The organism is Candidatus Nitrosopumilus sp., assembly GCF_029882185.1.
In the GTDB taxonomy this organism is placed as follows: domain Archaea; phylum Thermoproteota; class Nitrososphaeria; order Nitrososphaerales; family Nitrosopumilaceae; genus Nitrosopumilus.
Map to the genome: position 1 here is coordinate 1 of NZ_JAOULD010000043.1, position 9,262 is coordinate 9,262.

At 32.2% G+C, this 9,262-nt stretch carries 14 protein-coding genes and 1 rRNA gene; 7 read left to right on the plus strand and 8 right to left on the minus strand.

Features of this window, described 5'->3' with window-relative positions; translation table 11 throughout:
* On the minus strand, positions 1-186 hold a 186-nt coding region (locus OEW78_RS08640; protein WP_300326919.1), incomplete at its 3' end, for a 3-hydroxyacyl-CoA dehydrogenase NAD-binding domain-containing protein.
* 165 nt (positions 187-351) lie between these two features.
* Here OEW78_RS08640 and OEW78_RS08645 point away from each other — a divergent pair.
* The 4 genes from OEW78_RS08645 to OEW78_RS08660 all read left to right on the plus strand — a co-directional run bounded on the left by OEW78_RS08645 (position 352) and on the right by OEW78_RS08660 (position 2,486).
* On the plus strand, positions 352-1,479 hold the full coding sequence (locus tag OEW78_RS08645) for a tetratricopeptide repeat protein (protein ID WP_300326906.1): 1,128 nt from the start codon (positions 352-354) through the stop codon (positions 1,477-1,479).
* A gap of 114 nt (positions 1,480-1,593) precedes the next feature.
* Positions 1,594-1,761 carry a hypothetical protein gene (locus OEW78_RS08650; protein WP_300326907.1) on the plus strand — a complete coding sequence of 56 codons (168 nt, stop codon included), beginning with the start codon at positions 1,594-1,596 and terminating at the stop codon, positions 1,759-1,761.
* Positions 1,762-2,040 carry a hypothetical protein gene (locus tag OEW78_RS08655; protein WP_300326908.1) on the plus strand — a complete coding sequence of 93 codons (279 nt, stop codon included), beginning with the start codon at positions 1,762-1,764 and terminating at the stop codon, positions 2,038-2,040. It abuts the gene before it with no gap.
* A gap of 38 nt (positions 2,041-2,078) precedes the next feature.
* Positions 2,079-2,486 carry an HIT family protein gene (locus OEW78_RS08660; protein ID WP_300326909.1) on the plus strand — a complete coding sequence of 136 codons (408 nt, stop codon included), beginning with the start codon at positions 2,079-2,081 and terminating at the stop codon, positions 2,484-2,486.
* Here OEW78_RS08660 and OEW78_RS08665 read toward each other — a convergent pair.
* Genes OEW78_RS08665 through OEW78_RS08680 form a run of 4 tightly spaced genes read right to left on the minus strand, consistent with a single transcriptional unit; the run spans position 2,483 to position 4,406 of the window.
* Positions 2,483-3,160, minus strand: coding sequence for a DnaJ domain-containing protein (locus OEW78_RS08665; protein ID WP_300326910.1), 678 nt, complete (start codon positions 3,158-3,160; stop codon positions 2,483-2,485). The genes OEW78_RS08660 and OEW78_RS08665 overlap by 4 nt on opposite strands.
* 55 nt (positions 3,161-3,215) lie before the next feature.
* Positions 3,216-3,578, minus strand: a complete 363-nt coding sequence (locus OEW78_RS08670; protein ID WP_300326911.1) for a cupin domain-containing protein — start codon at positions 3,576-3,578, stop codon at positions 3,216-3,218.
* A 5-nt stretch (positions 3,579-3,583) separates the two neighbouring features.
* Positions 3,584-4,039 carry a cupin domain-containing protein gene (locus OEW78_RS08675; protein WP_300326912.1) on the minus strand — a complete coding sequence of 152 codons (456 nt, stop codon included), beginning with the start codon at positions 4,037-4,039 and terminating at the stop codon, positions 3,584-3,586.
* Position 4,040: 1 nt separating this feature from the next.
* Complete coding sequence (locus OEW78_RS08680) at positions 4,041-4,406, minus strand: SHOCT domain-containing protein (RefSeq protein ID WP_300326913.1); 366 nt, start codon at positions 4,404-4,406, stop codon at positions 4,041-4,043.
* Positions 4,407-4,484: 78 nt separating this feature from the next.
* On the opposite strand from OEW78_RS08680, the gene OEW78_RS08685 reads away from it, so the two are divergent.
* Positions 4,485-5,192: a hypothetical protein gene (locus tag OEW78_RS08685; protein ID WP_300326914.1), complete on the plus strand. Its 708-nt coding sequence runs from the start codon at positions 4,485-4,487 to the stop codon at positions 5,190-5,192.
* A 6-nt stretch (positions 5,193-5,198) separates the two neighbouring features.
* Here the strand turns inward: OEW78_RS08685 and OEW78_RS08690 are convergent, their stop codons facing one another.
* A complete protein-coding gene (locus OEW78_RS08690) occupies positions 5,199-6,020 on the minus strand; it encodes a tetratricopeptide repeat protein (protein ID WP_300326915.1) in 822 nt (273 codons plus the stop codon).
* Between the two features lie 126 nt (positions 6,021-6,146).
* Here OEW78_RS08690 and OEW78_RS08695 point away from each other — a divergent pair, with 126 nt between their 5' ends.
* On the plus strand, positions 6,147-6,509 hold the full coding sequence (locus tag OEW78_RS08695; protein WP_300326916.1) for a hypothetical protein: 363 nt from the start codon (positions 6,147-6,149) through the stop codon (positions 6,507-6,509).
* 95 nt (positions 6,510-6,604) lie between these two features.
* Here the strand turns inward: OEW78_RS08695 and OEW78_RS08700 are convergent, their stop codons facing one another.
* Both OEW78_RS08700 and OEW78_RS08705 read right to left on the minus strand, forming a co-directional pair.
* A complete protein-coding gene (locus OEW78_RS08700; protein WP_300326917.1) occupies positions 6,605-7,327 on the minus strand; it encodes an LEA type 2 family protein in 723 nt (240 codons plus the stop codon).
* The gene (locus OEW78_RS08705) at positions 7,324-8,619 is read right to left on the minus strand and encodes an aminotransferase class III-fold pyridoxal phosphate-dependent enzyme (protein WP_300326918.1); all 1,296 of its coding nucleotides are present in this window, start codon (positions 8,617-8,619) and stop codon (positions 7,324-7,326) included. The genes OEW78_RS08700 and OEW78_RS08705 overlap by 4 nt, the downstream gene beginning before the upstream one ends.
* 355 nt (positions 8,620-8,974) lie before the next feature.
* Between OEW78_RS08705 and OEW78_RS08710 the strand changes: the two genes are divergently transcribed.
* A 16S ribosomal RNA gene (locus OEW78_RS08710) occupies positions 8,975-9,262 on the plus strand; the annotation flags it as partial.

Genomic DNA, 9,262 nt, shown 5'->3' on the forward strand with positions numbered 1-9,262 from the left:
TTCTTTGGAAATTTTTTCTTTGGCAACTAGTTTATCTAAACTCCATTTTATTTTCTCCATTGCTTTATCTAAAAATTCTTGTTTAATGTCACGTAAAACCACATTATACCCTGCAGTTGCCGATACTTGAGCAATACCATGTCCCATCACACCTGATCCTAAAACTGTAATATTTTTTACTGTCACAATAAAGCAAAATCGTGTATCCTTTATAATGTATTTCATGATTGTTGATTATATTTTGTTATTTTAGAAAATGATTCCAAAAATTCCAATATGATATGCTTTTTAACTTCTATACTATGTGTAGATCTGATTCTATGGTTATTTTAGAAGAAAAAGATGGGTGTCATGATTAAACAAATTTCTGTGTTGTTACTTTTTACTGGCTTATTAATTCCTACTATATCTGCACAAACATTTGATGAATCTGCATTATTCAAAAATACACAAACGTTTCTTGATGATAAACAATATGATAACGCAATTAACGAACTAAATAAAATTTTAGAAGAAGATCCGGACAATATACAGGCTTTAAACGAAAAAGGGAATATTCGCTTAATTCAAGGAAAATATGTAAAGGCTCTTCAAAATTTTGAGAAAACTTTACAATTACAGCCAAAAAATATTGTGGCATTAAATGGACATGGAACTTCTTTATATTATCTTGACCAATACGAAGATGCATTAGATTCTTTTAATTCTGTTTTAAGACTTGATAGAGAAAATATTGTTGCATTAATTGGAAGTGGAAATATCCTTCTCAAAGAGCAACAATATGATGATGCTATTTTGTTTTTTGATATCGTATTGGAGAAAGAACCAAACAATGTTACTGCGCTTGTTGCTAAAGCAAGTGCTTTATTTGATACTAACCAATACAAAAAATCTATTGAAATGCTTGATAATGCAATTCAATTGGATTTAGATAATGCTATTGCATTAAACGAAAAAGGTCAGGTCTATTTAGATATAGAAGAATATGCGTTAGCACGAGATATTTTTACTGATGTATTAGAATTGGATGAAAAAGATATTTCTGCATTACTTGGAATGGCAGAATTAAATTTCTTAGAAAATAAAAACATCAAAGCCGAACAATTCTATGATAAAGTACTATCATTGGATCCTGATAACTTGGAAGGCCTGCTAGGGAAAGCCAATGTTTTACAAAATCTGGGACGTAGTGATGATGCATTAAGATATTTTGATGAAGCATTGGAAGTAGATCCTGATAATTTGGAGGCATCAAGTGGTAGAGATTCTGTTTTAGAAAATGAGGTGAGTACTTCTCTGGATTTGATACTGATAATTACAATTATTGGTAGTATTACATCTGTTTTCTCTTTTGTTGTAGTGATGATCAAAATTAAAGAGAATAAAATATTACATGAACGAGTGCTTATAGCTGATGAACAGATTGAAGATCTGGTTGATAAATTCATGAAACGACAACAAAAACCAAAAAATGATTAAAATCATGTTTTCTAAATAATACATATCGTTAGAATCGAATGTTTCTCTCAAATTTTGAGGATTGCAAAATAAGTTTCGAATACTTTTTAATGTATTTCAAAATTTTATCAAATCATGGGCTTGTTTAAACGTAAAAAGGATGATGAACATAAAACAAAATGTGATGTATGTGGAACAGAATTGCATGATCCTGAACGATTAAAAAAACATATGAAAAAAGCACATGGAAACGTACCTGCCAAAAAGATGGATCCTAATGCAGGCGATGGCGGTACTTGGTAATTGGAACTCAGTTCAGGTCAAAAGACTAGTCTTGTGTTTGTAGGTGCTTTCCTTACTGCTGGAATTGTATTATCTACTCTGGTTTTCCCCTTTTGGAATTTAATTCGCGAAGATGTCTATGAGAAAGTGATCATATTGACAAATGATGATGGAGTTTGTTATGTGGAAACTAAAGATACTATTCCAAAAATAATTGAAAATTGCACATTGAAATCAGGGGATGTGGCTACGATCAAATTTGGAAAAGATTTGGCCTGGGCAACTATTGTTGAACCTTAATCGATGATTTAATATTTTAAAACATCTGTTACATTATTGTGGATTGTGTATTTTGTAAAATTATTTCTGGTGAAATAAAATCAAAATTTCTAAAAGAAACTCCCTCCTCTGTTTCTTTTCTTGATGCTTTCCCTCTTGCAGCGGGACATGTGCTTGTAATTCCTAAAAAACATCATCAAAAAATTCAAGATATGAGTCTAGAAGAAAATGCCGACTTGTTTTCTCTAGTTCATGAAATTATATCTAATGTCGATAAAATTACTGGTTCTACGCTTGTTGCAATACACAATGGAAAAGATGCAGGCCAAGAAATTCCACATGTTCATGTTCATTTAGTCCCAAGAAGCAAGGATGATTCTGCTGGAGCAATCCATAGTATGTTCAATTCTGATGTGAATTTATCCGAGTCTGAAATGAATGAATTATACAATAAACTAAAAATCTAATGCGGAAATAATTTTTCTTTTGTGATCTTGTTTTCTACTCTGATTGCTTTTGTTGGGCATGTTTCAGCTGCATTCATTATTTTATTGATTCCTGCACCTTTCTGATTAATTACAGATGATTTAGGGTTTGATTTGCTGGATTTGTTAATCTCAAAAACATCTGGAGCGATTATCTCGCAACTACAACATCCTATGCACAAGCTTTCGTCTACATCTACAAAAAGTTCAGGCTGTTTTTTGGGTTCTTGTGATTTTTCATATTCTCCATTTCTTCCATCTGAATGTATTCTTGCATTGTATTCTTCCCAAAATTTTTTTTCATATTCTTTCCAAAAATCTGGATCTCCTTCTTCAAATCCTCGCGTATATTTTCCCCAATCTTGTTCTGGAATCTTTTGTTCGTTTGGTGCTCCCCATTGAGATTTTCTTTTAAAATTATCTGTGGGTTTTTGCTTTGTTTCAGATGTATTGTGATATGGTGAATAATGCTGATTGTGATTTTTCTTTAGATGGTTATACGCCTCTGTAATTTTCTTAAATTCTGCGTCTTCTGTATTGCCTTGTTTTTTGTCTGGATGATGTTCTAATGCCAGCTTCCTATATGCTGATTTGATTTCTTCTTGTGATGAACTTGAATCAACATTTAGTACTCTGAGTGCTTGATATGTATTCACTAGATGTAGAGATTTGTTATATGTTAAAAATAATTACTATTGTAAGGTTATCTTATTACTCTAGTACAATCTCATCATCTGCTTTCCATGCGGGTTCTACAATACACAGAAATTTCAAATTTATTGTCCCTGAATTTTCAATAAATTGCTTGGAATTTGGTGGAACGTATGCTGAATCATCCTTTTGTAATGCATGTTTTTCCCCTTCGATCGTCAGATTTCCTGTACCTTCTATAATATAGTAAATTTCTGAAGATTTGATTTTGTGGAGTTTTGATTTTTTTCCTGGTTCTAACGTAAATTGAGCTAAACTGTAGTTAATTCCATTTAATGTGTTGTGCGGGTGAAAATATTGTTTAATTTTTGTCTCTTCATTACCTTCAATAAAGTTTAGTTCAGAATCTTTAAGCAATGACATTTTGTCTAAATTATTTTTGAAACTTTTGTTTTAAAATCTGATTCATACCATTCTGTTTTGTATGTTGCATTTTCTCTTGGCAGAATATTGATTGCAATGTGAGAAAATTCTTTTTTCTTGTCTATAGAACCGTGTGTATGTAGAGTTTTTGCTGGAATGTGTACAATGTCTCCTTCATTAAGGCTAATTTTTTTAATTTTTTTAATTTTAAAATTATCTTTACTTGTGCCGTATTTTTTAAAAATCTCTAGACTTCCTTTCCCTTTTATTCCAATTAACACTTGATTCCCATTATGTTTATGTAGTTTAGTTCTTGATCCTTTCTCAAAATGAACATGATAAATGTCTTGATCTTTGGATTTAATTTTCTCTGATAATACTTTCATCCATGTTTTTGCAGTAAACCATTCTGGATTTATTTTTCTTTGATCATTAGTGCCTGAAATATTTGCTTTTTCCATTTTAAATCCTAGATAAAATTTTCTTTTTCTTTTCTTGGAATTCCTTTTCAGTTAAAATTCCGTCTTTTCTTAATTTTCCAAGCTTTTCTAGTGTTATCAAATCTTCTTCTGTTTTACCTGTTGCTTTTTTTGCAGCAGCTATGCCTTCATTGATTTTTTTAATTCCTTTTGATTTGATCTGTTCTTTTTCTTTTAATGCTTTTTTAGTTAATTCTTCACTTGTTTTTTTTGCTTGAGCAGCTGCCATTTCTCCAAATTCTACCGCATCTTCAAGTGCTTCATCTGCTCTCTTAATTCCATCATCAATTGCTTTATCTGCTTTTTTCAAAAATCTCTCAATGTATCCTGTTTTCTTTTTTGCTGCCATATCATTTAGATAAAAATTCTATTATTTAATCTCTAGTAGAATTGGTTTAATAGGTACAAACACGTTATTGCAGTATCTTTGTCTAAACCAAAATATGATGTAAAAACAGTTGTCTTGAAAAAAAATATTGATGACAAAGAAGCATCCGAAATTGTGGAACAAAAAAAGACAACTCTTTTCAAATCTCTTTTATCTAGACCCAAAAAAGAAGATGTTCATTTTCATTCTTTAAAATTATACTATGAGTGCATGTTGATAGTATCTGGGAAATATACTGCAGATTATTTTAGAACAGCAACTCATACGATTTCTGTTGATTCAAATGTACATGAGGTAATTCTGGGCGATGGCGTGTTTCCTGTTCGTTCTAAATCTACTTTGGAAAAGGCATTTGTTGGAAAACGAGGCAAAAATAAAGTTGACATGGACTTGGAAGAACATGTCTTTGTTGAAGAAGAAGATGAGTTGATTTTTGATCATCATGGAAGAGAGATAGAGTTTCAATTCAAAATCAATCCCAACACAATGGAAAATTACCCTAAAGAATTACTGGAAGAAAATATCTCTAATGTAAAAAAACCTGAAATGGCTCATGACGCAGCAATTGATATTCTTCAAACTCATTTGAAAAAACCTTTGGATGCTGATGTGAGAAATCTTAATGAAGAATTCATTTTACATGATATTTCTGAAGTTTACGTACCTATTTTTGAAGCAAGATTGATTGGTCCAAAAAAGAAAGTCGGGTTACTTAGAATTGATGCAGTACGCAAAAAAATACTCTGACTTTATTCAGAGTTTCACTATTTTTCTAAATTGATCATTGGAGTGCAGTTTGACAAATATGGGCTCTTCTTTTGCCCATGAACGAATTATTTTGGGGTTTGCAGAAACTGCCTGTTTTAACAATTCTAACGATTCAGGAAATTCTTCTAATGCTGCTTTGCTTCTAGCCTTTGCATAAATTACATTAACATTATTTTTGTATTTTTTTAAAATCTCGTCAAACACATCTAGTGCTTTCTCATGTTGTCCTAGTTCTGCTAATTGAACACCTTTTTGAAAAAATGCATCTTGATTATTTGGATATTTTTTACAAACATTCTGAAAACAATTCAACGCTTCTTCATGTTTTTTTAATTTACCGAGTACAATTCCCTTGTAGATCATTGCGTTTGGTTTTCTTGGTTCAATTGCTATTGCTTTATCCAGAATCTTTAACGCTTCTTCATGTTCTTGGAGTTTGTCAAGTAAGACACCTTTGTTAAAATAAGATGAAGCATTTTTTGCATCCATTTCTATTGCTTTATCATAACATTCTGCAGCGGCTTGAATGTTTCCGTTTTCTGCCATTGCAATTCCCTTGTTATTCCACGCTTGAGCATCTTTTGGGTTGATCTCTAACAATGTATCAAAACACGTAATTGCATCACTGTATTTTTTAATCTGATTTAATGCCAAACCTTTGTTAAATAATGCTGAAGCATTTTTTGATTCTTGTTTTAGTATTTTATTAAATAACGAAATTGCTCCTTTTGGCTGGTTTTTCTCCATCAATGACATTGCATTATACATCAAATCTTCTACATTATCTTTGGAACCGAACAATCCCATGATTTCTCAAAAATGATATTGCTAATGAAAGTTTGGCTTTATTCTGATTGTTTTAAACTTGTTTTGCATCTACAATGGAAGTTGATCTATTAACATTTGTATGATGGTGGGATTCTTATTTCATTGTTGACTGATTTTCTACTTCATTATGCTGTAAAAAAAATCCATGTTCACAGGTGGCCTATGGATTCTCCTATGTGGAGTGATTCTATCAAAAAGGAACTTGACGATTCAATTAATAAAAATCCAAATAAAAAAACAGTCATCCTTAAAGAAAATGAAATCCAGATTGAAAATTTCAAATTTAAATCTCTTAAAAAAATTGGAATTACTGTACCTTTTTTTAAAAAAGAATGCACCCTAATATTTGAGGGAAAATTTGAATCTTTTTTTGCACATGTTCATGTTACTATAAAATCTGAAAATTATGTCGATGTTTTTACAGAACTGACTTCTTGGAAAAATAGATTTTTCTCAAATGATCCATAAATCCAAATCTGTTCTTACTCTTTTTAAAATAAATAATTGATATGAAATATCTCATTTTACTGTAGATTCTAAACTTGTTTTTGATAATACTGATATTATTTTAACAAATTATCTACCTGTTTTTTTATTTCATCAAAAATATCTGCAACTCCTTCCATTATGCTATTTGGAACACATTTCCCATTTTCAACATGTGTGCCCTCGCCACATATCAACGAATTCAAATCTTGTGACACAAGATTTTTATGAATTTCTGCATTCATCTTGTTTTTCACCTCGTCATAAATTGAAATTTGTTTTACTGATTCAAAAGATACGGGAATTCTAAATCCCAACAACTGAAAATATGCGATTCCTTTCACTTTGATATCCATCAATCCTTCTGAGTCAATAATTGAAATAGATGCTGGAGCTATGCTGGTTTTTTGAATATTTTGAAACGATATGATCTCTTTTGTTTGACCTGGATTGATTGTGGCGTTAATCTTACTGTTACCGCTTCCTATTGAAACATCGTTTACTAAAACATCATAATGTAAATCTGGGATGTATATCGGAAGAAATCCGTTGTTGCTTAGACTGAATATTAAATTTAGATTAATCCCTTGAATCAAACCAAATGCCGCATCAAACCAATTCCCTGATAAGACGTTCAATCCTATTTTTAGTAAAATCTCTTTGTCTATTGGCTCCCAATCTATGCTTTGAAATTCTACGCCGTTGAGACTAACCGCAATTTGTGTGTACGAATATACAAATAAAACAATAATTGTAATTATTACTAGAAAAATTATCCCTGCAATTACAGATTTTTTCATATTCTCTGTGAGGCTAGAACCATCTTTTTGATGTCTTCTTTAGAGTGGGCATTAGATATCGCACCTAACTTTCCTGGCAAGAAAAATATCTTATCATGTGCTATCATCTTAAAATGATATTTCTGTAGAGTGGAATTGTCACATTTAGCAGCATCTGCAGAATTTTTGATTTCTGTAATTCCATTTTTCACAAAATGAGTCATAAACAAAGACCCTTTCCCTGTGACTATTACTTTGCCATCAAAAACTTTGGTTAATTCTTTTCTTGCATAGTCTCCCAAATTGTTAATTTTGGAATATATTGATTTTTCATTTTTTAAAACAGACAAAGTTGTAAATCCAGATGTCATTGTTGCAGGATTTGCAGAAAATGTTCCTCCACCGACATAGCTCCTCTCGGACTTTTTCTTACCTCTGGTATCTGCAAACTCCATGATTTCTTTTTTACCTGCCATTACTCCAATTGCCATACCTCCTCCGACAATTTTCCCCAAAGTCACAATGTCTGGATCTAATTTCATTGTAGGATATAGACACCCAAATCTAAATCGAAATCCTGTAACTATTTCATCTAAAATAAACAACGAGTTATTTTTCTTGCAAAATTCTTGCACTCCTTTCAAATAATCTGCATCTGCTGGAATGCATCCTCCTCCTCCTAACACTGGTTCAATGATCACACCTGCCAAATCTTTAGAATATTTTTTCAAGATTTTTAGAGAGTTCTCTAAATCATTATAAGGAATTGAAACAATCTTTTCTTCATTTACCACTCCGCTGCTTTCAGATTCTGTAAATGGCCAGTTCACACTCTTTAGCAAGTCTGATGTATATCCGTGCCATCCCCCATCAATTTTTGCAATAACTTTCTTTCCAGTAACAGAACGAGCTAATCTTACTGCATACATTGTAGCTTCAGTACCTGATGTGACATAACGAATTTTTTCAGCGACAGGTACTGCTTTTGAAATTATCTCTGATAGCTTTATTGTTTGCTCATTTACTGTTCCATACATCCAGCTTTTCTCAATTTGTTTTTTCAAAGATTCTTTGACTTTACTGTGACCATGGCCTAAAATCAAAGACCAATGACCCATCCAATAATCTGTGTACTTGTTGTTATCTACATCGATAAGGCTTGTCTCTTTAGATGCTTTTACGACAAATGGATATGGTTCATAAAATCTTATGTTATGAGAAACACCATTTACATGAAGTTTAGATGATTGTGCAAATATTTTTGCAGATGTTTTTGTATTCTTTTTGTATTCTGAAATATAACTCAAAAGCAATTTTCAGAATAAGATCTGTCATTTTAACTATTGACCTCTATTGTTTACTTTGTGGCAAAAATTCCCTTCAAAAAACATATAATTTTTACAATTTTTTGTCCGATCAGGCATAATTTCACGTATGGTTTATATGGTTTCTGCATTCTTCGGCTTCTGCATACGTAACGCAATAGGCGGCGCTCGTGATGAAGTATGGCAAGATGCCACTTTGTGATTCATGGGCCTCCAGTTACGCATACAAGAATGAGGATTTGATCAAGTGATCAATATCTGAAATGTGAAGATTATGTGCATCCGTCAATTCCAATTAAAGTACAAATGTACTTCAATAATCAAAATACAAAAAATAAATCAGAATCCGGTTGATCCTGCCGGACCTGACTGCTATCGGATTGATACTAAGCCATGCGAGTCATTGTAGCAATACAAGGCAGACGGCTCAGTAACGCGTAGTCAACCTAACCTATGGACGGGAATAACCTCGGGAAACTGAGAATAATGCCCGATAGAACACTATATCTGGAATGGTTTGTGTTCCAAATGATTTATCGCCGTAGGATGGGACTGCGGCCTATCAGTTTGTTGGTGAGGTAATGGCCCACCAAGACTATTACAGGTACGGGCTCTGAGAGGAGTAGCCCGG